At 48.1% G+C, this 21,392-nt stretch carries 23 protein-coding genes; 13 read left to right on the top strand and 10 right to left on the bottom strand.

The genetic code is table 11. The annotated features are described in order from the left end of the window. Positions 1 to 145 precede the first annotated feature (145 nt). The 3 genes from C5O19_RS09740 (at position 146) to C5O19_RS09730 (ending at position 2,449) form a co-directional block, all read left to right on the top strand. Positions 146 to 910 carry a DUF4197 domain-containing protein gene (locus C5O19_RS09740; RefSeq protein ID WP_104711701.1) on the top strand — a complete coding sequence of 255 codons (765 nt, stop codon included), beginning with the start codon at positions 146 to 148 and terminating at the stop codon, positions 908 to 910. Positions 911 to 1,060: 150 nt separating this feature from the next. Then, a complete protein-coding gene (gldC, locus tag C5O19_RS09735; protein WP_094809018.1) occupies positions 1,061 to 1,414 on the top strand; it encodes a gliding motility protein GldC in 354 nt (117 codons plus the stop codon). 6 nt (positions 1,415 to 1,420) lie between these two features. Continuing rightward, positions 1,421 to 2,449 carry a thioredoxin family protein gene (locus C5O19_RS09730; protein ID WP_104711699.1) on the top strand — a complete coding sequence of 343 codons (1,029 nt, stop codon included), beginning with the start codon at positions 1,421 to 1,423 and terminating at the stop codon, positions 2,447 to 2,449. Positions 2,450 to 2,503: 54 nt separating this feature from the next. Here C5O19_RS09730 and uxaC read toward each other — a convergent pair whose 3' ends face one another. The 6 genes from uxaC to C5O19_RS09700 form a co-directional block, all read right to left on the bottom strand. Next, positions 2,504 to 3,928: a glucuronate isomerase gene (uxaC, locus tag C5O19_RS09725; RefSeq protein WP_104711697.1), complete on the bottom strand. Its 1,425-nt coding sequence runs from the start codon at positions 3,926 to 3,928 to the stop codon at positions 2,504 to 2,506. A gap of 89 nt (positions 3,929 to 4,017) precedes the next feature. Next, positions 4,018 to 4,569, bottom strand: a complete 552-nt coding sequence (locus C5O19_RS09720; protein WP_233207717.1) for a tetratricopeptide repeat protein — start codon at positions 4,567 to 4,569, stop codon at positions 4,018 to 4,020. Between the two features lie 8 nt (positions 4,570 to 4,577). After that, the gene (locus C5O19_RS09715; protein WP_102199735.1) at positions 4,578 to 4,937 is read right to left on the bottom strand and encodes an MmcQ/YjbR family DNA-binding protein; all 360 of its coding nucleotides are present in this window, start codon (positions 4,935 to 4,937) and stop codon (positions 4,578 to 4,580) included. A gap of 22 nt (positions 4,938 to 4,959) precedes the next feature. Then, the gene (locus C5O19_RS09710) at positions 4,960 to 5,154 is read right to left on the bottom strand and encodes a DUF6728 family protein (protein ID WP_104711695.1); all 195 of its coding nucleotides are present in this window, start codon (positions 5,152 to 5,154) and stop codon (positions 4,960 to 4,962) included. Between the two features lie 65 nt (positions 5,155 to 5,219). Further along, complete coding sequence (gene ispG, locus C5O19_RS09705) at positions 5,220 to 7,193, bottom strand: (E)-4-hydroxy-3-methylbut-2-enyl-diphosphate synthase (RefSeq protein ID WP_104714028.1); 1,974 nt, start codon at positions 7,191 to 7,193, stop codon at positions 5,220 to 5,222. A 302-nt stretch (positions 7,194 to 7,495) separates the two neighbouring features. After that, positions 7,496 to 8,719, bottom strand: coding sequence for a sugar MFS transporter (locus tag C5O19_RS09700; protein WP_104711694.1), 1,224 nt, complete (start codon positions 8,717 to 8,719; stop codon positions 7,496 to 7,498). Between the two features lie 400 nt (positions 8,720 to 9,119). On the opposite strand from C5O19_RS09700, the gene C5O19_RS09695 reads away from it, so the two are divergent. From C5O19_RS09695 to C5O19_RS09685, 3 genes are all read left to right on the top strand, one after another. After that, positions 9,120 to 9,542 carry a 6-pyruvoyl trahydropterin synthase family protein gene (locus C5O19_RS09695; protein WP_104711692.1) on the top strand — a complete coding sequence of 141 codons (423 nt, stop codon included), beginning with the start codon at positions 9,120 to 9,122 and terminating at the stop codon, positions 9,540 to 9,542. Further along, positions 9,499 to 10,197 (top strand): GTP cyclohydrolase I FolE, encoded by a 699-nt coding sequence (gene folE / locus C5O19_RS09690; RefSeq protein WP_104711690.1) that lies wholly within the window; start codon positions 9,499 to 9,501, stop codon positions 10,195 to 10,197. The genes C5O19_RS09695 and folE overlap by 44 nt, the downstream gene beginning before the upstream one ends. Positions 10,198 to 10,364: 167 nt before the next feature. Beyond that, positions 10,365 to 11,306 (top strand): SPFH domain-containing protein, encoded by a 942-nt coding sequence (locus C5O19_RS09685; RefSeq protein WP_104711688.1) that lies wholly within the window; start codon positions 10,365 to 10,367, stop codon positions 11,304 to 11,306. Here the strand turns inward: C5O19_RS09685 and C5O19_RS09680 are convergent, their stop codons facing one another. After that, a complete protein-coding gene (locus C5O19_RS09680; protein WP_104711687.1) occupies positions 11,307 to 12,302 on the bottom strand; it encodes a cation diffusion facilitator family transporter in 996 nt (331 codons plus the stop codon). Positions 12,303 to 12,398: 96 nt separating this feature from the next. On the opposite strand from C5O19_RS09680, the gene C5O19_RS09675 reads away from it, so the two are divergent. The 3 genes from C5O19_RS09675 (at position 12,399) to C5O19_RS09665 (ending at position 15,245) form a co-directional block, all read left to right on the top strand. Next, positions 12,399 to 12,947, top strand: coding sequence for an NUDIX domain-containing protein (locus tag C5O19_RS09675; protein WP_104711685.1), 549 nt, complete (start codon positions 12,399 to 12,401; stop codon positions 12,945 to 12,947). A 167-nt stretch (positions 12,948 to 13,114) separates the two neighbouring features. Beyond that, positions 13,115 to 13,762, top strand: a complete 648-nt coding sequence (locus C5O19_RS09670) for a LysE family translocator (RefSeq protein ID WP_104711683.1) — start codon at positions 13,115 to 13,117, stop codon at positions 13,760 to 13,762. 37 nt (positions 13,763 to 13,799) lie between these two features. Continuing rightward, positions 13,800 to 15,245, top strand: coding sequence for a CapA family protein (locus tag C5O19_RS09665; RefSeq protein WP_104711680.1), 1,446 nt, complete (start codon positions 13,800 to 13,802; stop codon positions 15,243 to 15,245). Here C5O19_RS09665 and C5O19_RS09660 read toward each other — a convergent pair. Continuing rightward, a complete protein-coding gene (locus C5O19_RS09660; protein WP_104711678.1) occupies positions 15,182 to 16,759 on the bottom strand; it encodes a GH3 family domain-containing protein in 1,578 nt (525 codons plus the stop codon). The genes C5O19_RS09665 and C5O19_RS09660 overlap by 64 nt on opposite strands. Positions 16,760 to 16,855: 96 nt before the next feature. Next, positions 16,856 to 17,632, bottom strand: coding sequence for a 5'/3'-nucleotidase SurE (surE, locus tag C5O19_RS09655; RefSeq protein ID WP_104711676.1), 777 nt, complete (start codon positions 17,630 to 17,632; stop codon positions 16,856 to 16,858). Positions 17,633 to 17,709: 77 nt separating this feature from the next. Between surE and C5O19_RS09650 the strand changes: the two genes are divergently transcribed. Further along, positions 17,710 to 18,207 (top strand): GNAT family N-acetyltransferase, encoded by a 498-nt coding sequence (locus C5O19_RS09650; protein WP_104711674.1) that lies wholly within the window; start codon positions 17,710 to 17,712, stop codon positions 18,205 to 18,207. A gap of 138 nt (positions 18,208 to 18,345) precedes the next feature. Here the strand turns inward: C5O19_RS09650 and trhO are convergent, their stop codons facing one another. Then, the gene (gene trhO, locus C5O19_RS09645) at positions 18,346 to 19,308 is read right to left on the bottom strand and encodes an oxygen-dependent tRNA uridine(34) hydroxylase TrhO (RefSeq protein WP_104711673.1); all 963 of its coding nucleotides are present in this window, start codon (positions 19,306 to 19,308) and stop codon (positions 18,346 to 18,348) included. Positions 19,309 to 19,547: 239 nt separating this feature from the next. On the opposite strand from trhO, the gene C5O19_RS09640 reads away from it, so the two are divergent. From C5O19_RS09640 to C5O19_RS09630, 3 genes are all read left to right on the top strand, one after another. Further along, positions 19,548 to 20,159, top strand: a complete 612-nt coding sequence (locus tag C5O19_RS09640; protein WP_104711671.1) for a deoxynucleoside kinase — start codon at positions 19,548 to 19,550, stop codon at positions 20,157 to 20,159. A gap of 99 nt (positions 20,160 to 20,258) precedes the next feature. Beyond that, positions 20,259 to 20,561, top strand: coding sequence for a DUF7709 family protein (locus C5O19_RS09635; RefSeq protein ID WP_104711669.1), 303 nt, complete (start codon positions 20,259 to 20,261; stop codon positions 20,559 to 20,561). Between the two features lie 101 nt (positions 20,562 to 20,662). After that, on the top strand, positions 20,663 to 21,391 hold the full coding sequence (locus tag C5O19_RS09630) for a DUF3891 family protein (protein ID WP_104711667.1): 729 nt from the start codon (positions 20,663 to 20,665) through the stop codon (positions 21,389 to 21,391). Position 21,392 lies beyond the last annotated feature (1 nt).

The raw sequence follows: 21,392 nt of genomic DNA, 5'->3' as shown, positions 1-21,392 counted from the left end.
AGATTCTTGAGTACCCTTACGCAGCTGGACTATCGAAAGTCTGATGTGATGTTTTCGATTTTGATCTATTTTTGCGGCTTAAAACTACATAAAAAACGAGGTTTAACCGTTTAAATCTACAACCACCTACTAGAACAGAAACCCAATGAAAAAGGTTATAGGAAGTTTACTTGTTGTATGCTTATCCATACAGTTAGCTCAGGCTCAAAGCGATAGTACACAAAATACGCAGCGTAAAAGTGGTTGGGGTGGGATTTTAGAAAAAGCAGGCAGTATACTAAAACAAGGTTCTCAGGGGACATCCAGTTCGGACGAGATTGCGAATGGGTTGAAAGAGGCTTTGACCTTGGGTATTAAAAAGGGCTCAGAACAAGCTTCAAAAACGGATGGGTTTTATAAAAATGCCCTCATCAAAATTTTGCTCCCTCCCGAAGTACAAAAAGTAGAAGGAACCTTACGGAAAATAGGCTTAGGCAAACAGGTCGATCAGTTTGTTCTGACGCTAAACCGGGGAGCCGAGGACGCATCCAAGAAAGCATTTCCTATCTTCGTGGATGCGATTACTAAAATGACGATTACGGATGCTATTTCGATTCTGAAGGGAGAGAAAAACGCCGCCACTGAGTACCTGAAGCGTACATCGTTTGATGCCCTCTACAAGGAATTCAATCCGATTATTCAAACATCTATTGATAAGACGCAGGCTACCCGGTATTACGGAACGATTGTAACGACCTATAATAAAATTCCTCTGGTACCGCAAAAACTCAATCCTGACTTGGATGATTACGCCACGCGTAAAGCCATTGACGGATTGTTTCTGCTAGTCGAACAGGAAGAAGCAAAAATTCGGGAGAACCCCGCCGCCCGCGTTACGGACTTGCTGAAGAAGGTGTTTGGGCAGCAGTAGGGGGGTAGCGAAAGAACCCGTATTCTCACGATAAGAAATGGGATTGGAAACGGAAAATTAGAAACGGAAAACATCTCCGGAACTTATCAGGATTTTTCACCCTTTACTTACCTGATTTAATTCTTTGTAACGGGCCTTGTGCCATATTGTATGAAAAAAGCAGAAATCCATTTCGACATTGAGCTTGACGAGAATAACGTTCCCAATAAGATCTACTGGGACGCTTCGGATAACCCGAACGAGGGCCTCAATGATACACAAGCCATTTCGATTGCTACCTGGGATCGCTATCACCGGGCAACGATGAAACTGGATTTGTGGACCAAAGACATGGAAGTAGGAGATATGAAGCAATTCTATATCGAAATTATGTCGGGTGTGGCTGATTCTGTAATTTCTGCCACGGGTGACAAAAAAATGGCTGAACAGATTCACGACGTTTGCAAAATTCTAAGTCGTAACCTAAAGGCTGAACTGGAAGAATTGCAGCGTAACAGTAAATAAACGAGCATGGGAAACCTGAAAAAGGCCCTGCTTATTGGCTGGTTCAGTCTGTTGATGGGGTCAGTGTGGGCTCAGGGTGTATCCTTTGTTCTGGGTAATCTCCGTACGCCTTTCACGCAGGCGAAAGCTCAAAAAAAGGCAGTTTTCGTGGAAGTGTATTCCCCTACCTGCCACGTTTGCGAAAGCTTTAAACCCACGTTTCAGCAAGCCTCAGTAGGGGCCGCTTACAATGCCCGTTTCGTAAGCTACAAGCTCGATATTAATTCACCCGAGGCTCAGGCTTTTCTGGCTAAGCAACACCTGGTAGTGCCTTCTTTGCCGCTGTTCCTATTTTTTGATGCGGACGTGAAATTACTACATGCTCAGAACGTGAGTAATTCAGCTAAAGAGGTGATTGGCGTAGCCAATACGGCTCTGGATGCTACGAAGCGGGGCAGTGCGTATGCTAATCGTTTTAAAAAGGGAGAACGTAGCACTGCCTTTTTGCTAGAGTATGGCTCATTTACGCGAATCGTCCGGGACACGGTAGCGAATGTACAGGTCATGCAGGCGTATGCTAAAGCCTTACCCAGCAGTGCGTACACCAGCAAACCTGCGTTCACGGCGTTGCAAAACGTAGTAATGGATGCGGAGAATCCACTTTTCACGTACTTCATTTCGCATTTAGCGGTGTACAAAGGGAAATATCCTCCGCAGGAAGTGACGAAAGCTGGGGAATCTATTGTGATGAATACCTTGTACGCAGGTCGGGCGGCGTTTATGGCTCCGGAACGAATCCAGAAAATTGGTTCGTATCTGACTACCCTGGGACTGGATGCAAAATCAGTAGAAAACCGAACTCTGATACCAGACCTGAATGCCCTGGTTCGGGCTCAGCGGTGGGGACAATTGCTCGATCGAATCAATCGGTACGAGAAAGTGGGCGGACCTGGCCCAGCTGAATGCTCGTACCTGGCTTCGTATCTGCGAAGTAAATCGAATAACCCGCAAATTCTTCAAAAAGCGGCTGCATTAGCTAGCCGGGGAAACCGATAACAGAAAAAGGCCTGCATATCGCAGGCCTTTTTAACTATAGGCTTCAAAACCCTATTAAAACTGGAAATATTCTTTCGCGTTGCGGTAGCAAATGTTCTGCACCAGTTGACCCAGCCATTCGATATCCGCCGGTAACTCGCCATTTTCCACATCGTTACCAATCATGTTACACAGAATACGGCGGAAATACTCGTGACGGGGATAGGAAAGGAAGCTGCGGGAATCCGTAAGCATACCTAGAAAGCGACTTAACAAGCCCATATTAGAGAGGGCATTGATTTGCTTTTCCATGCCATCTTTCTGATCCAGGAACCACCAGCCCGAGCCCCACTGGACTTTACCCGGTGTGGTACCATCATTGAAGTTTCCGATCATCGTAGCAAACACCTCATTGTCGGCCGGATTCAGGTTGTACAGAATCGTCTTTGCTAGTTTGTTCTCATTATCGAGCATACCCATAAACGTGCTCAACGAACGTGCCTGTGGGAAATCGCCAATGGAGTCCCAGCCCGTATCGGGGCCGAGTTCACGTAACAGACGCGTGTTGTTATTCCGTAAAGCTCCCAGGTGATACTGTTGCGTCCAGCCTTTTTCCCAGTCCATGATGGCAAACTCAATCAGCATGGCCGATTTGAATTTCTGCCGTTCTTCAAACGTAGGCAACTGGCCGCTACGAGCTTTGGCGAAAATGGTACGAATCTCAGATTCAGTGTATTCAGCGGCATAAACCTGCTCCAGGCCGTGATCAGATAAACGCCCGCCTAAGGAAGCGAAGAAGTTATGACGCTGCCGCAGAGCCGCTACGTATTCATCGTAAGTACTAACCGACAGGTTCGAAACGGCCTCAATTTTATCAACGTAGGCGTTAAACTCCGCCGGATTATCAATGGAAAGCATGGCCTTGTCCGGACGGAATGTCGGGAGTACTTTCAAGTCAAGACCTTCGGCGGCAATTTGCTGGTGGTATTTCAGGTCATCGGAAGGATCGTCCGTTGTACAAACCACTTCTACATTCATACGGCGAAGTAGGTTCCGTACGGAATAGTCCGGTGTATTGAGCAGGGCGGTGGCTTCGTCGTAAATGTCTTTCGCTGAGGCCGCATTCAGTACCCGGTCAATGCCAAAATACCGTTGCAGCTCCAGGTGAGTCCAGTGGTACAGTGGATTCCGCATGGTATACGGAACCGTCTCGGCCCATTTCTGGAATTTCTCGAAATCCGAAGCATCACCCGTACAGTATTGTTCCGCTACGCCATTGGTACGCATCGCTCGCCACTTGTAATGATCGCCATACAACCAGATTTGCGTCAGATTAGAAAAATTTTTATCGGCTGCAATCTGGTCGGGTGGAAGATGGCAATGGTAATCAATGATGGGCATGGCCCGGGCAAAATCATGATATAAGGTACGAGCGGTTTCAGTTTGAAGGAGGAAATCTTCGCTCAGGAACGGCTTGACTGACAATAAGGTGGCGTTCATACGAATAGCGTTCTTTCTGTCAAGACCTGACATTTGAACCCTATCCCTGAAAAAAGAATGAAAATTAAAATCAATTTAAGCAAAAGCCCTTATTTCCGCAGCTGAATGGGTTTGCCAAAGTGCGTTTGAAGATAGTAAGCCGCATTTTCGTCACCCAGCTGAGCAGCCTGTTCCCAATCCATACGAGCGGAATCGAATTGTTTGAGACGGTACCGGGCTTCCCCCCGAAAACGGAGGACATTGGCATTCTCCGAGCGGGAATGCCACACGGCTTTGTCCAGTTCCAGAAAGGCCTGATCCGTTTCTTCCAGTTCCAAATGAGAAAGTCCTTTGTAGAGAAAACATTCCCACAAGGTATTATCGTACGCCGAAGAGTGCGTAAAATCGTATAAAGCCGAGTAATAGTTGCTCAGGTAATAGTTACAAATACCCCGATATAGATAAGCAACGGCCGATTTCGGATACCGATTGACTAACAAGGTAAAGTACGCGTGAGCTTCCTCATATTGCTTATTCTGCACCAATTCAATACCCTCAGCAAAGCGTTTGCGGTCTTTATCGGCGGGTGTGTCATGATCTTCCGTAAAATACCGGATGATTACATAGGGAATCAGTAATAGTATGAGAGCAATGGTTTCCATATACTGAACTAACCGTTGAGCGACTGAGCCAGCTCAGCCTGTACTTTCTTGGGTAAACTCGCCACAACTAACGCGTACGAGTGGTCAATCAATTCACGGAAAAGGGTCTGATTTCGATTGGCTTTTACCGTATTCCAATGTTTTTTATTCATGTGATAACCCGGCACAATCCAGTCGTATTGCTCGCGTAACTCCAACGCCCGCTCCGGATCACATTTTAAATTACACGCAAACTCTTCGGCATCCAGCGAAGTCAGAGCGAATACTTTTCCCATGACTTTATACACCAGTGTGTCGGGGCCAAAGGGCGTTTCTTCCGACACTCCGGCTTTACGAAGACAATACTCGCGAAACTGTTCTAAATCCACACGCTTAAACGGATAAATGGTCTTAACGGGTGAGAGCACGCACAAGCATCACCACCAGACAAAAAAGGAACATGATAATACTAATCCGGTTGATGCCGTGCATCATGCGGAGATTGAAACTATCCGGTCGAGAAGGATCTTTCTTTCCAAAAACCCGAAAAAAGTATCGAAAGGCTTCTCCGAGTTTAAATTGATTTTTGATGCGATTGCTTTCCATGGTATGCTTGTTCAGGTAAAATAGTTACCCTGGGAAAAGATTCTCTGGGGTCTATTTCTTATCTGTTAAACCAATAATGCTGCTTCGGGTTCCCGCCAGACGCCATCTTCCCGCATTAATTCAATCAATTCATCCAGAGCCCGATCGGCGGGTACGGAGCGTTTCACTACCTGCTGACCCCGGTACAAAGCAATCTTATTGACGCCCATGCCCACGTAGCCATAATCGGCGTCGGCCATCTCGCCCGGACCATTGACAATACAGCCCATGATGCCGATTTTAATGCCTTTGAGGTGATCCGTACGCTGACGAATTTGGGCAGTGGTATCTTGTAAATCAAACAGCGTACGTCCGCAGGAAGGGCAGGAAATGTATTCCGTCTTGCTCATCCGGGTACGGGCCGCCTGCAAAATGCCAAACGCCAGTGAATTCAGAAATTTGCTCTGCTGACCGGGATTCTCGACCGAAGGTTTGAGCATTAGACCATCACCCAGACCATCCACGAGAAGTCCGCCGCAATCGGTAGCCGCGTAGAGCGTGGTGGCGTCCGCCGTAGTCTGATCCTGCGACCACTGAATGACCACGGGCAGGTTAATGCGTTGCTGAATCAGTTTGAAGAATAGCCGACGAAGCTCCGGCATGGCGTGGCTGTTGGTCGTTTCAACCAGCAGGACAGCATACGGATCTTCCTGTAAATAACCCAGTAAATCCCCCTGGCAATCAGCCAGACTTAGCCGAACTACGTGCAGAAAGGGAAAAGCCTGTTGCTCCTGAATACTGGTCAGATATTCGGTCGTAGTAAAGACCGGAAACGTATGAGCCTGCTTGTCAAGGGTACGCCAGGCCGAATAATCGATCAGCTCCTTCAAGCCGTTAGGCAGCATAAAAGGTACCGGGCGGGAACCCGTATAGAGGTAATCCGCTCCCAGATCGTTCATGGCCCATTTGTCCGTAGCGGGCAAATAGAAATGTCCAATCGGCTGTAAATCCGCCGGACTAGTAATTTGTTGCGTTGAAAAATCAGCAATTACCCGGGGTACATTCTTGCCGCCGAAATTCTCGACTTCCGCCGTGATTCGGCGGGTGTACGCAAACGGATTGATGGGCGACGTCGTAACGGCTTCAATCGGCTGTGCCGTCGCTGCCCGTTCGGTATAGCGATCTACCAGTGTACGAGCGACGGGAATTTCAAATTCGGGATCTTCCGTCAAACTCACGCGTACCGTGTCGCCCAGGCCGTCTTCTAGCAGCGTACCGATACCCATGGCTGACTTGACACGACCGTCTTCGCCTTCGCCCGCTTCCGTTACACCCAGGTGCAAGGGGTAAGGTTGCAGGTTTTCATCCTTTAATTTCTTTACCAGCAGGCGATACGCCTCAACCATGACTTGAGGATTGGACGACTTCATCGAAATCACAATGTTCGTGAAGTGTTCGTCCTCGCAAATGCGTAAAAACTCTAGTGCCGATTCCACCATGCCAATGGGCGTATCGCCGTAGCGGCTCATGATGCGGTCGGAGAGCGAACCGTGGTTGGTACCAATCCGCATGGCGGTTCCGTATTCTTTGCAGATGCGTACCAGCGGAACAAACTTTTCACGAATTCGCTCGATTTCGGCCTGGTACGCGGCTTCAGTATAGTCTACAATCTCAAAACGTTTCTTATCGGCGTAGTTGCCGGGGTTAATCCGGACTTTTTCAACCAGACGAGCCGCCAGTTCAGCCGCGTTGGGCGTAAAGTGAATGTCGGCACAAATGGGCGTCCGGTAGCCGCGTCGGTTCAGTTCCTTCCGGATATTGTCCAGATTTTGAGCTTCCTTCACACTTGGAGCCGTAATCCGAACCAGTTCACATCCCGCTTCAATCATTCGGATGGACTGCTCGACAGAACCCAGCGTATCCATGGTATCAATGGTGGTCATGGACTGCACCCGAATAGGGTAATCCGATCCCATCCACAAATCACCGACCCGAACCTGCGTGGTTGGTCGGCGGGAGTAAGCCGTTAATGATTGACAATATTCTGATCCAGCTGCCATTAAATCAGGCATTTGTAGTTCCGAAGTGACTTCCATGTAAAAAATAAAACGCTCGTAAGACAAAGGTAGCAGGGGGGAGGCGTATAGCCACGGAATTTTAGAAATTCTCGCCGAATTCTTAACGCTTCATTCGGGTGAATTGTTCTTGGAATGTTACGCTTATTTTAGCCCCATTTCTACGCTGAATATATGCCAAATATATGAATGTATATTCAGTCAGGTATTGTAAGAAGCTGTATATCAGCAAAAGAGGCCGCTCCTTTTAGGAAACGGCCTCTTTTGCTGATCTTATCTTGCTACTCTTACCAAGACTGTCTTTTATGACCGATCAAGGCGTAGTAAAGAATATAAGCATACAGGGGAATAAGCATACCATACGCAAGTTGAGGACTAACTGTATCCGTTAAGTAGCCATGCAGCAGAGGCAGAATGGCACCGCCTGTAATACCCATGATAAGTAATGCCGAAGCGAACTTGGTAAACTTACCCAGTTTATTCAAAGCCAGCGGCCAAACTGCCGGCCAGATTGGAGCATTGGCAAAGCCAATCAAAGCGATGCAAAGTACGGAAGTGAAACCCGTTGTGAAGATAGCTCCCACCGAAAGTACCAGACCCAGAATGGCTCCGATACGCATGGCCAGTTGCTGGGAAAGAAATTTAGGGATGAGAATAATACCCAGAATGTAGCCAGCCAACATACCGTACAGGGTATAAGCCGTGAAATACTTAGCCTCGTCATTACTGAAACCAATGGACTTACCGTAGTTAATGATGGTATCCCCGGAAATAACTTCAGCACCTACGTAGCAGAACAGGGCCAGTACACCCAACACCAAGTTGGGGAACTGCCATACGCTCGTACGCGTAGTCGTTACGGCCTGAGTAGTATCGACTTCATCATCTTCTTCAGAAACCTCAGGCAGATTCGAAAACCGAATCCAGATGGCCAGTACAATCAATACGGCCGTCAGAATCATGTAGGGTGTCACCACTTTTTCGAGCGAAGCCGCCGCTGAAACGGTTCCGGCACTGGAAAGCAGAATGCTACCAAAAATCAGCTGACTGGAAATACCCGCCAGTTTGTTAGCGACTCCCATGAAACTGATCCGCTGAGCGGCACTTTCGCGGGGACCTAGAATCGTCACGTAAGGGTTCGAGGCCGTTTGTAGTACCGTAAGGCCAATACCAATCAGGAACAAACCCACTAGAAACAAAGGGTACGATACGGATTTGGCGGCAGGAACGAAAATCAGCGTACCGACGGCCATCGTAATCAGTCCGAAAGACATCCCGTTTTTAAAACCCGTTTTTTTCAAAACCCAGGAGGACGGGATCGCCATCAGAGCGTAGGAAATAAAGAAAGCAAAGGCAACCAGGTTCGAGGAAAAGGTACTGAGCTGGAAGGCTTCTTTGAAAAATACGATCAACACACTGTTGACCCAGGTTACGAAACCAAAAATGAAGAATAGGACTCCAATAATAAGCAGTGGGACTAAATACGACTGCGGTTTGCCTGGTTGAGCCATAGAAAGTTAGGTATAGAAAGGGAATGATGGAGTGTGTGATAGCGTTTGTAAAAGTTCGTGAATTTATAAATAATTTTAATAAATAGAGCTTTCTATGGATAAAGACTTCCAAATAACGTTTGGAAACCCATTCAAAAATAAACCTCATGCCATTTATTTTAAGTTTGAAAACGAATATTCCTTGGTTAAATCAGGGTTTTGCCAATCGGTTATTGTAGCACTGAAAATCAGCTAAATCAAAGTTTTTAGAGAAGTCCTGGAACATTTGTTTGCCGACTTCCGTTAATTTGGAACTCACAAACCACGCTTTCCTGATGGGCAGAAGTGTTGCTGACAAACTTTCAGACGACTTTTCCATCACCGATCGTAACCAGTACCTGTAGATTGAAACCCATAGCTTATGCAAGAAAAGAGAGTTGCGGTGTTCCGCAAGGAGCATTTCAACGCTGCTCACCGATTGCACAATCCCAATTGGTCGGATGAACAAAATAAGGCCGTCTTTGGATTGTGTAACAACCCCAACTATCACGGTCATAATTACGAGCTGATTGTGCAGGTAACTGGACCCATCGATCCGGAAACGGGTTACGTGGTGGATCTTAAGTATCTGTCTGATCTGATCAAAACGCACGTAACCGACCGCTTCGACCATAAAAATCTCAATCTGGATACCGAAGAATTCGCTCAGCTTAATCCTACGGCAGAACACATTGCCATTGTCATTTACGAAAAGCTCAAGGCGAAACTTGCCCCGCAGCTTGACCTAAAAATTCGCTTGTATGAAACCGAACGAAATTTCGTTGAATACCCTGTTGTCGGATAATTCAATCGTATTTTCTGACGAAGAAATCGGAGAAGACCACATTGCCACTTCGGTCCAGACGCCCTTACGGGCCGATGCCTTTGACCTGACCGACGAGCAGAAAATCGACAAAATTCAGGAACATTTTCGGGAAATCATGCTCACGCTGGGCCTCGACCTGAACGACGACAGCTTGAAAGGTACACCCCGCCGGGTAGCTAAAATGTACGTACAGGAAATTTTTAGCGGCCTCAATCCCAAAAATATGCCGGCAGCCACGCTGTTCGACAATAAATACCGCTACCAGGAAATGCTCGTGGAGCGGGATATTCAGTTCTATTCTAATTGCGAACACCACTTTGTTCCCATCATTGGTAAAGCTCACGTTGCCTATATTTCCAACGGTAAAGTGATTGGCCTGTCGAAACTGAACCGCCTGGTTCAACACTTTGCCAAGCGTCCGCAGGTACAGGAACGGATGACGGTGCAGATTGCCCGTGAACTGCAACGCGTACTCGAAACGCCCGATGTAGCGGTACTCATGGATGCCCGTCACCTGTGCGTGTCCATGCGGGGAATTGAAGATCCGACCTCCTCGACGGTGACGTCCTTTTACGGGGGTAAATTTGAAGAAGAAGCCAAAAAGCAGGAGTTTTTAAAGTACCTGCAATTGTAAGAATAACCCGATAAAGACTTATTGAGACGTCTGCTGACCAGCAGACGTTTTTTTTGTACTGATTTTTGACCATTTACCCCGAAAAAATCTCGACTGCCTTAAATTGGGTATGGTACATGTGGTCTGGATACGGACCTTTGGGTTATTCTATTTTAACCACTACTACTATGACCTTTGTACCTGGTGCTTTTGTATTTTTTGGGCTGATCGCTCTGGTTGTGTTTTTGTCCGTCGTGATTGTACAGCAGGGAACCGTTGCTGTCATTACTATTTTCGGAAAATATCAGCGGGTCATGACGCCTGGTTTAAACTTCAAAATTCCTTTTATTGAGTACGTTTACCGTCGTATTTCCATCCAGAATCAATCGGTAGAACTGGAGTTTCAGGCCATTACTAACGATCAGGCGAATGTGCGATTTAAAGCGATGCTGGTGTATTCGGTACTCAATCAGTCGGAAGAAGCCATCCAGAACGTAGCCTTTAAGTTCGTCGATCAGCGGAGTCTGATGCAGGCCTTGATTCGAACCATCGAAGGTTCCATCCGGAGTTATGTCGCCACCAAGAAACAGGCCGAAATTCTGGCATTGCGTTCGGAAATTGTCGCTCACGTGAAAACGGAGATTGACGAAATGCTCGTTACCTGGGGTTATCACCTCATTGATCTGCAACTGAACGACATTGCTTTTGACGAGGCCATTATGCGGTCTATGGCTCAGGTCGTGGCGTCCAACAACCTGAGAGCCGCCGCCGAAAACGAAGGACAGGCTCTCTTGATTACTAAAACCAAATCAGCTGAGGCGGAAGGAAATGCCATTAAAATCGCCGCGGAAGCCGAACGGGTTGCCGCCCAGTTACGCGGGCAGGGGATTGCTTTATTCCGGGAAGAAGTTTCCAAGGGGATGGCTCAGGCCGTGCAGGAACTGAAAGATCGCAACATGGACCCCTCGCTGGTACTGTTCTCGATGTGGACAGAAGCCATTCGCCACTTTGCCGAACACGGAAAAGGAAACGTCATCTTTCTGGACGGTTCAAACGATGGCTTACAAACCACGCTCAAGCAGTTACAAGGGTTGATCCAGAAAAATGCAAACGATGAGCTGACGGAGTAATTACTCCTTGAGAGCTTCGAGAAAGTGCTTCTGATTAAGTACCAGATTCTGCCGGGTCCAGTTGATTTCCTTTTTGCGGGGAAACTGCCGGACCGGGCAATCTTTTAACTGACAGTGATGGCAGCAGGCGGGCAGGCAGGGATCGACGTGCACGAAAATCTCCACGCGGGAATTGAATTCCACTTCCAAAATGGCCTCAACCTCGTGTACCGCCGTATGCACCTTCTCCAGATCCCAATAATAGGGGAGCGTCAGGTGGCAGTCGATGTGCAGATCGGCACCGTAATGCTGGATCCGCAGGTTGTGAATATCAATCCAGTAGTCTTTCCGATGATCCCTAAGAATGTCCACAACGCGTTTGACCGTAGAGTCATCCGCTTCGTCCATCAAACCACCCGCGGATTTACGGGCAATCTGAAAGCCATTAAAAATCAGAATCACCCCGAAGACTACCGAAATCAGACGATCCAGCCATACGAAGCCGGAAAGTAATACCAGTCCAATACCAAAAAGTAAAATCAGGGTGGATAAGGCGTCCAATTGCAGATGTTTTCCGTCCGCGATGAGCGAAGGAGAACCCTGCTTTTCGCCTTCTTTCTGAACGTAATAGCCCACCACGTAATTGACGACCATCGTAATACCGACGAGGATCATCCCCGTATCCAGTTTCTGAATCGGTTCGGGGTAAATCCATTGCCGAATGGCCTGTACGATGATGAAAATACCGGCTAGCAGGATGAGTACGCCTTCAAGACCCGCGGAGAAAAATTCAATTTTCCCGTGACCGTAGGGGTGGTTTAAATCACTGGGTTGGGAGGCCAGGTATACGCTATACGTCGCAAACCCACTCGCCAGTACGTTAACAATCGATTCCAAAGCATCGGATAAAATGGCACTGGAACCCGTTAGCCACCAAGCGACAAATTTGAGCAGCATCAAAATGACACTAACGCCAAAGGAGAGCCAGATGAGTTGCTGTTTACGACTAATGGACATGACTTAGGGAAAAAACTATAAGTCGCCAGGGGGCGAAATAGTTGCAAAATTACGGAATTAAATGCCCTTTCTACCGTCATCGTATATTTTTGCACCATGCAAACGGATCAATCTCCCTGGAAAACGGTTTCATCGACGGTCGTTTACGACAATCCGTGGATTCGTCTTCGTCACGAAGAAGTCATCACCCCCGCTGGTACGTCCGGCATTTACGGGGTCGCACATTTCAAAAATAAGGCCATCGGTATCATTCCCATTGATAAGGAAGGCTATACCTGGCTGGTGGGCCAGTATCGGTATCCACTGGAAGAATATTCCTGGGAAATCCCCATGGGCGGCGGCAGTATCGACGTGGATCCGCTGATCTCGGCCCAGCGTGAGCTGAAGGAAGAAACCGGTCTTATCGCTCTGGACTGGCAGATGATTGGCCGTATTCATACCTCTAATTCGGTTACCGACGAAGAAGGCTTTATTTTTGTAGCCCAGGACCTGGAGCAGGGAGAAACGGAATTTGATGACACGGAAGTACTGCAAATCTGGCGACTACCCCTCAGCGAAGCCATTGAAATGGTAATGGATAACCGCATCACCGACTCTCTGAGTGTATACGGTTTGTTGAAAGTCGCCCGGCTGAAAGGAATTTAATTTAGTGTAAGGTTTGAAAGGTTTGAGTAAGTGGCAGGTAGATTGTGGTGACTGCTAAAGAACGTCTCCCTTCTCCGCTTCAACCTCAAACTTTTCGAACATCAAACCTTAAACCCTTTCAAACGCTATCACCCAACCACACTACATCATTGCAATAATTTTACTAAATGAATTGGCAGTTCTGGGAAGCAATTTTCCTCGGTTTTTCGTCGGGCTTTGTGATGTGTATTACGTTAGGAGCCGTATTTTTTGCCCTCATTCGCAATAGCCTTGATTACGGTTGGACGAGCGGCTTACGCATTTCCCTCGGCGTAATCATCTGTGATTCGATCTTCATTTTCGTAGCTCTCACGGGTACCTCCTTTATTCCCAACTTCCCGTACTTTGATACAATTTTACGGCTGGGAGGAGCTGTTTTCCTGACGATCATGGGGATTAATACGATTCGTAAAGCCCGTGTGCAGGAGACCACTTCCCAACCCAAACGTAAGTTTTTCCGCTTTCTCAAGTACTTCAGTATCGGCTTTACTCTCAACGCCACCAATCCCGCGAATTTCATTATCTGGGTATCCGTATCAGCCTACGTCAAAGGTGTACTAAAATACGCCCTGGACTTACGGATTGCTTATTTTGCGGCCTGCTTGCTAGCGATTTTCCTGACGCAGGTTTCCATTGCCTTTTTTGCCCAACGCATCAAACGCTTTCTCAACGAGAACGTCATCATGTGGATCAACCGGGTAAGCGGATGCGTATTTGTCGGTACGGGCGTGTATCTGTTGTACCGGCAACTCGAAATTTGGATCATGGGTCACTAGATCCCTTGGCGTAGGGCTGAAGCGGTTTTGAATCAATATGAAAAAAAGATATTCGGAGGCGACGGTATTTCCTGTCATGCCTTATACGGCCAAGGGCGAACGTTTATTACGCACGCTCACCCGGGTGTACCGTCCTTTGCACTGGTTGCGGAAAGGAACGTGGCAAGTGCCTCTCAACAACTTCGAAGAAAACCCTAAGCTGTCTCCCTACGTGGGGGCGGCGTATTTGGGCTACAAATACTACATCGCTCCACCGGTACAGGCGCAGGATAAGCTACAAGCCCATTTCCGCTCCCAGCGGCTGGATTTTACGCCTTCTCCAGCCTTTCAAAGCCAGTCGAAACTGACCTTGTCGGCGGGGGGCGATTTGATGCCGTACGAGCGAATCAACCCGCAGGCTACGCAACACTTGTGGGATGAAGTAGGCGAATGGTTTTTTAACGCCGACCTGGTAGTGGCTAATCTGGAGACGCCAATGGTGGCGGACAAACCCGCCGCCGCCGTACCCGAGATCATGCTCAACGATATGCATTTCAACGGCTCTGACGAAATGTTTCGCATTTTTTCCGGGAACGGAACATTTAGGGGCTATGACCTGCTCTCAACGGCCAACAATCACAGTTTGGATCAGGGCGAATCGGGCGTACAGGAAACCATAAAATTTCTACGCAAAAAAGGGGTTGCTTATGCCGGAACGGCAGCTTCGGCGGAAGAAGCCAATCAGCCCGTAATCCTGGAACGGAATGGCATCCGCATCGGCTTTTTATCCTGGACATCGAATCTGAATAAATTCGAAACCGAAGCGGGGAAGGAATGGCTGGTTAATTACGAGCGCCTCAACCGGGCCGGAGCGGATGTTTCCCGGATCAAAACTCAGGTACAGGCCGCTCGTGAGCACGGAGCGGATGTAGTCGTGTTTCTCTTTCATACGGGGAATGCGTATCAGGCGTATCCTTCGGCTCATACGGTCGAGATTTACCACCGTGTCTTCCGGGAGTGTGGCGTAGACATCATTCTGGGGAGTCACCCGCACAATCCGCAACCAATGGAACGCGTAGATTTCAACGATCCCTTTACGGGCGAAGCCAAAGCCGGATTTGCGATCTACTCCCTGGCAGATTTCGTAGCCTACGACATTTTTGTCTGGGACCGGCTGGTACCCTTGCTCAAACTGACCATTGAAAAAGGAACGGAAAACGGACGGGAGAAAACCCTGCTCACGCAGGTACAGGTGCTGCCCGTATACAACTGGGGTGCTAAACAGTCGCAGACGGATGAAATGCGTTTTCTGGACTTAAAAAAAACAGTCCGCCTCGTGAAAGACGGACTGGCTCCTCAGTACCTGAGTGAATTATGTCAGCGGGAATTAATGCATCTTAACTGGTTCTGCGATACTCATTTTCTCCCGGAAAAAGCGGATCATTTGTTGGCTTCTACGGGAGCGTCGTATCCCCGTTTCACCAGAAATTCTTCCCATTCCTGAATCATCATTTTGCGTAAGACGCGGGGGAATTTGTGCTGACCGCCCATTTTCCCCTTCGATGCCATCCAGTCGTAAAACGCCTGAACGGGCAAGACCGTAACCATGACGTCCTTCAGGGCGTGCGTACGCTCCACGGCATAATCGTCGTTGAGATCTTTCAGTTTCTGATCGATGAGGTTACGTAATTGCTGGGCCTCCACTGGATCATCGGTGCCCACATACCAGTGGTGAGCAAACAGCGAATCGTGCGGAACGCCCGCTACGGTAAATTCGGGTACCGAAATGCGTAATTCCTGGCAGGCCAGTTCCAGAGCCCGGTTCATGTTATCTACCGAAAGGTGCTCCCCGCAAAGGCTCAGGTAATGCTTGGTACGACCCGTGATGGTGATTTCGTAGCGTTTTTTATCCGTGAAACGAACGGTATCCCCAATCAGGTAACGCCAGGCTCCTGAGCAGGTCGAAATGAGTAGGGCATACTCTACGCCTTCCTCCACGTCATCAATCATCAGGGTTTTGGCATTGGGCTTTACTTCGCCTTCACCGTTGAAATTTTCATCCGTAAACGGAATGAATTCAAAGAAAATCCCCTGATTCAAGGCCAGTTGCATCCCCTTGGCATTAGGTCTGGACTGATAGGCCATAAAACCTTCCGAGGCCAGATAGGTCTCGATGTAGGTAATAGGTTTTCCCAGCAGCTTCTCAAAGCCCACCCGGTACGGCTCGAAGGAAACGCCACCCCAGCCGAACACTTCGAGATTGGGCCAGATTTCGTGGATGTGCTTAAGCTTATAGTGCTTGATGATGCGTTCGAGCAACAACTGAATCCAGGCGGGCACGCCCACGACGTAACCAATATCCCAGTCTTTCGCCTGCTTGGTGATTTCGTCAAGCTTCTGTTCCCAGTCGCGAATCCGGGCGATTTCCTTTCCCGGTTTGTAGAAACGTTCAAACCAGAAGGGAATCTGGGAGGCGTTAATTCCACTCAGATCACCTTCGAAGTAACGGCCGCTGAATTTTAGATCGGTACTGCCACCCAGCATCAGGTATCCTTTTTCAAACAGCTCGTTGGAAAGGTCCTTGAACTCGGAAAGAGCGATGATTTGCCGGATACTGGTACGTTGCATGGCTTTCACCATGTCTTTCGTCACGGGAATATACTTGGAGGCGGCTTCAGAAGTACCGGAGCTAAGAGCAAAAAACTTCACACGACCCGGCCAAGAGACGTTCTTTTCGCCTTCCTTGGTGCGGTGCCACCATTCCTCGTACATTTTGTTGTAGTCGTGAATGGGCACGTGCTGCCGGTACTGTTCGTAAAACTGATTGTCTTTGCGGAAAAGAGCCGAAGAAAGAATGTCTTCGAAGTAATACTTCTCCCCGAAAGCGGTATAGCGGGCTTTGTTAAGTAACTTGATAAAGGCTTTACGCTGTGATTTCGATCCATTGACTCGGCGTCGGCGTATGACAGTACCTGTCAACCCAATACCTCTTTTCAATAGACTTCCGAGTACGGCCATAACTTACATGGATATATTTCAAACACTACGGATAATTCAAAAATACACGTTCAATGGGGGAAAAGGAAAGAATTGTTCAGGGAGCGAAACCGGACGTTAAAACTCCCAGCTTTTTAAGTCTTCCAGCGTCGAGTAAGCAGTTAGATCGCACTTACAAGGTACAACAGAAACGTAATTATTCAATAAGGCCCATTCATCCGTATCCGTACCTTCGTCGAAATTTACGAAATCACCGTCCAGCCAGTAATACGGACGTCCGTAGGGATCTTCGCGTTGCTGAAAACTTTCTAGGTAGCGGGCATCGGCCTGACGGCAGACCCGAATGCCTTTCAAAGGTTCCTCCGACTTCGCCGGGAAATTTACATTCAGAGCTACGTGCTTAGGTAAACCCTTTTCCAGTACCTGACGGGCAATGGCTTTAATAGATTCGACCGTGTGCGAAAAATCGGCTTCGGGGTGATAATCGGCTAACGAAAAACCAATGGCCGGGATGCCCTCGATAGCAGCCTCCATCGCGGCCGACATCGTACCGGAATACAGGATACTGATGGCCGTATTGCTCCCGTGGTTGATGCCACTGACAACCAGATCGGGCTTCCGATCTTTCAGAATGAGGTGTTTACCCATCTTCACGCAGTCAGCGGGGGTACCGGTCGTTTCGTAAGCCACGATGGCATCTTTAAAGAAACGGGCTTTCCGGATACGAACGGGATTGTTGATGGTAATGGCATGGCCTTGTCCGGACTGTGGGCGGTCGGGGGCAATGACGATCACTTCTCCCAGTTCCTGCATCGCCTGAGCCAGTACACTAATGCCTTTGGCGGTAATATCGTCGTCGTTGGTGACGAGAATAATGGGTTTCTTTTCGGACATAATCTATTCGTAAACTCGCAAAGCTGCCTTTGCAATTTTTAACTTAGTGGCTGGATTGCCTTAAACTTTATTTCGCTATGCTGCACATTCGTACTGCTCAACCGTCCGATGTTTCCACCATTCAATCCATTGCCTATGCCGCCTGGCGTCCTACGTACGGAGCTATTCTTTCCGAGGAACAGTCGCAGTTTATGCTGGACTGGATGTACAGTACAGAAACCCTGACGAAGAGCTTTACAGACCAAATCGTTTTTCTATTGGCTTATGATAACCAGAAAACGGCGGTCGGTTTCGCGGCCTTTGAACTCAAAGAAAATCAACTCGTCAAGCTGCACAAAATTTATTTTCTACCGGATCAGCAGGGGCGGGGATACGGACGGCAGCTTTTGGAGGAGGTGTTCCGGCAAGCTCTGCAACGCGGCGGGCATTTTCTGGAATTGAACGTCAACCGGAGTAACTCAGCCCGTCAGTTTTACGAAAGACTAGGCTTCGAGTTCTCGCGTGAAGAAGACAACTACATCGGCAGAGGCTACTGGATGAATGATTATGTGTTGAGAAAGGAGTTGGGAGTTTAGGGTTTTGAGTCAGTAACGCCCTCATGCTGTCAATCCCAACAGAGAAGCTTGCTTTGCCAACGAGCAACGCATTCCTCCATAAAAACAACAACTCAGGCAGGTAACCAACTCAAAACTTCAAACGCAAAACCCTAAACCTCAAACTTTAAAGCTTCCCTGGGCACTCTTAAAGCCCATAACTGGCGTATAATCTTCGAATTTTTTCGGGTAATAGCCCTGACCGTTGTACGGACGTTTGCGGGGGTGCGTACGGCAGGTGTCTGAGCAGGCCCCGTCCATGTCCCAGCCGCATTGCTCACAAATGGGCAAATGCTCGTTACACTCAGGATTCGCACAGTTGACCATTCGACTTGTCGTCGTACCGCATACATGGCAGGTCGAAATGATCTCTGGGTTGACGTGATTAACCGGAGCTGTTACTCGGCCATCGAATACGTAGCATTCTCCGTCGAAATTTTCGCCGCCTTCTTCCAGCCCGTACCGGATAATACCGCCGTGCAATTGGTACACGTTTTCAAAACCCTGGTGGAGCAGATACGCCGAGGCTTTCTCGCATTTGATACCACCCGTGCAATAGGTAATGATTTTCTTGCCGGAGCCCTTCAGGTGTTCGATCTCAGCTACGTGATCGGGTAATTCGCGGAGGTTCTCCATATCAAACGTAATGGCTCCCTTGAATTTCCCTACGTTATGTTCGTAGTTCGAACGCATGTCGACTAGCACTACGTCGGGATCGTTCATGAGCCTACGAAACTCGTTCGGTTCCAGGTGAACGCCCGTTTCTTTGAGGGGATCGACGGGTAAGTCGGAATTGACAATTTCTTCTTTCACCCGTACGTGCAGCTTGTGGAAGGCGTGCTGCTCGTGTTCTTCAATCTTGAACTGGATCGCCGCAAAACGCGGGTCGGCGTGCAGCCAGTCCATGTACCGCTGGCAATCTTCGGCCAGTCCGGATACCGTACCGTTTAATCCTTCGGGAGCCACAATTACCCGGCCCAGCAGATTGTTCTCCAGACAAAAACGGTGGTGTTCTTCCCGATACGCCAGGCAATCTTCGATGGGCGTATAGAGGTAATACAATAAAATGCGATATGCTTTCATAAAATAAGTAGAAGCCACCTGTAAAGTGGATCATTCGGGTGCAAAGGTAAGGTTTTTTGGCTGTAAAAGCAGGTTTTAAGGGCGTAGGTACGGGATTAGAAAAGTTTAAGAACCTGCGTTAATGACATTTTCATCGGTAATTTCTAACCGAACGACGAACTTGCCTAGCCACAAGACCGTTGCGTTGTATCTTTGTTGCCCCAAAATTTAGTGATCCGTATTCTTAACTTTTTTCCCTCATGCATATTGCCGTTACCGGTAACATTGGAGCCGGGAAAACCACCCTGGCTCGCATGCTGGCCGAGCACTTTGGCTGGGAGGTTTTCTACGAAGCTGTTGAAAATAATCCATACCTCGCTGACTTTTACGAGGATATGGAACGCTGGGCTTTCCACTTACAGATTTACTTCCTGCGAAGTCGATTTGATCAGGCCCGACAGATCATGCATTCGACCAAACGCATCATTCAGGATCGTACGATTTATGAAGACGCTCACATTTTCGCCAAAAATCTGTATCGGTCCGGCTACATGAGTACGGTCGATTACGAGACGTACTTCTCGCTCTTTCAAACGATGATGGATGTGGTGAAACCGCCGGATTTAATGATCTACCTGAAAGCGGATTTACCCAAGCTGCTGCATCAGATTCAGAAACGGGGACGGGAGTATGAATTGAATATGAGTGTGGAATACCTGACCGATCTGAATGCTCATTACGAAGAATTTATTGCCAGCTATACCGATGGGAAATTGCTCATTCTGGACGTGAACCACCTGGATTACGTCAATCGGCCGGAAGATTTTGAATTCATAATCAAAGAAGTAGACCGAGCTTTGTTGTACGGTTAACCAGTAAGCCTGATTCGATACGGATCAGGCTTACTTTTTTAAGGAGGAAAGGTACATCACGATTAAACTCCCGCGTATTCCACTTAAACCTATAAAGCTATGGACGAGAATCTTGCCAATATCGACGAACTGTCCCGAATCAATGAGCAGATTCTGAGGCAACCCGCAACGCCAGCTAAAGAAAGTAAACCCAGCGGAACCCTGGCGACGCTGCTGCACAACATCGACTTATACAATCTTACGAAAAGCGAAAAAGTAGAGACCGAATTTCGGGCTGCCATACCCGCTTTGGTGAAAATGGGGCTGTTTTCGTTATTTCCACCAGAAGAGTGGATGCAGGGAAATAATCCCGGTAGAAAATTTGTCGGACAGGCTGCTTTGGAGTACTTGCAGAACCAGTAATCACCTCTTCGTAAGCCAGGCAGAAGGACACGTTTTTGATCGTGTCCTTCTGCCTGGGTATAGCTTTTGTAATCTTACTGACCTAAATAAAAACGTACGGTATGATTGTTAAACCAACTTCTTCGGGATGGGAGATTATTCATCAGCAGGCTCACGGTATGCTGGCTCTTCAGTTAGCCCTACAGTGGCCCGTTAAGAAGAGGCCCATGCACTGGATCAAGACCATTGTGGCTCTTACCGAACATGATGATGGACAGGAACCCTGGGAAGGCAAAAACCACTTGAATGAAGCGGGAGCACCGCTGAATTTTCAAATGATGGAGTATTCCGTCGAGCAGTGTCGTAACGTCATTCAGATTGGTCTGGAAAAAAGCCGCTGGAACGCCCTGATGGTATCCATGCATACCTCATACCTGTACGAACCCAAACGGGGAGTCAGTAAGGAATTGAATGACTTCCTGGACGAACAGAAGCGAAATCAGAAAGACTGGTGTGCTCATTATCAGATTACCCAGGAGCAGGCTGAATACGCGTACAGCTTTATCCAGTGGTGCGATGCTTTATCGTTGATTCTTTGCCAGGACCAGATTCCGGCGGGTGAACGTCGCTTGGAAATCAGTCCCGGTCCCGATGGCACCAGTTACTATATCTTTCAACGGAGTAGTGGAACGGTTGGGGTAGAGCCCTGGCCGTTCATGCAAAAGGCATTCACCGTAGAAGTAGAAAGCTACGAGGTAGATCAGATGATCTTTAAAGACGATAAAGAATTGTTTAACGCCATGCAACAGGCACTCATTACCGAAAAAAAATGGGTATTTAAAGCCAAATAAA

This window comes from Siphonobacter curvatus (assembly GCF_002943425.1).
GTDB classification, from domain to species: domain Bacteria; phylum Bacteroidota; class Bacteroidia; order Cytophagales; family Spirosomataceae; genus Siphonobacter; species Siphonobacter curvatus.
This window is presented reverse-complemented; position numbering and strand designations above follow the sequence as displayed.